The sequence below is a fragment of the Oleiphilus sp. HI0067 genome (genome assembly GCF_001635735.1).
In genome coordinates this window covers 1-953 of sequence record NZ_LWFI01000248.1, presented here as the reverse complement: position 1 = coordinate 953, position 953 = coordinate 1, and the positions used below count along the sequence as shown (strand labels likewise).

The window sequence follows — 953 nt, the reverse complement described above, 5'->3', positions numbered from 1 at the left end:
GATGGCTTCTCTGGTGCTACTTCACTTAGCCTCGCGGCAAGTGGTGGTGTCGAAGCGATCATGGCGAACAACATAACTTGGTTGGATGCATTCTTCGGTACCGTTCAAGGGTCGATGGGTGAAACATCAACGCTAGCGATTTTGATCGGCGGTGCGGTTCTTCTCGCAACGCGCATTGCCTCACTTCGTATTGTGATGGGTGTGTTCTTTGGTATGACTGCGATGTCTACCTTGTTGAATCTAATTGGTTCGGACTCTAACCCAATGTTTGATCTGCCATTCTACTGGCACTTCGTTATTGGTGGTTTTGCTTTCGGTATGATCTTTATGGCAACAGACCCTGTGTCTGCTTCCATGACCAATACCGGTAAGTGGTTCTACGGTGCTTTAATTGGCGTAATGACGGTTCTTATTCGCGTTGTAAACCCAGCTTTCCCAGAAGGCATTATGTTGGCGATTCTGTTCGCGAACTTGTTTTCACCGTTGATCGACCATTACGTTGTTCAAGCGAATATTACGAGGAGGTTGGCTCGTGTCTAGTAAAGAAACCATGGGTAAAACCTTTACTGTTGCAGTTTTGTTGTGCCTTGTATGTTCAATCATTGTTGCGGGTTCAGTTGTTATCCTGAAGCCAACTCAGCAGGAGAACAAAGCGCTCAACTTGCAAGCAAACATCTTAGCGGCTGCGGGTTTGCTTCCAGCAGGTGCCGATAAAACTGCAATCCAAGAAGCGTTTAAGAAAATCGATGCGCGCATCGTTGATTTGGATACTGGCGAATATGCAGAGCCAGATCGAGTTAATAAAGAAAATGCACTTGATTACGACCAGCGTAAAGCTCAAAAAGATCCTAAGTTATCTAAGGCGATTGCGGGTAGTGAAGATATCGCAAGTATCAAGCGTCGCGTTGACTACGCAAAAGTATACCTTGTGCGTGAAGGCGACGAGATCAAAA

Annotated in this window: 1 protein-coding gene and 1 pseudogene; both read left to right on the top strand. The window is 46.1% G+C overall.

What is annotated here, in order from left to right:
* The coding region (locus tag A3739_RS03215; RefSeq protein ID WP_197472001.1) for an RnfABCDGE type electron transport complex subunit D at window positions 1-540 on the top strand (540 nt) is incomplete at its 5' end.
* Window positions 533-953 (top strand): annotated as a pseudogene (locus tag A3739_RS03210) (Na(+)-translocating NADH-quinone reductase subunit C); the annotation flags it as partial. The gene A3739_RS03215 and the pseudogene A3739_RS03210, both read left to right, overlap by 8 nt.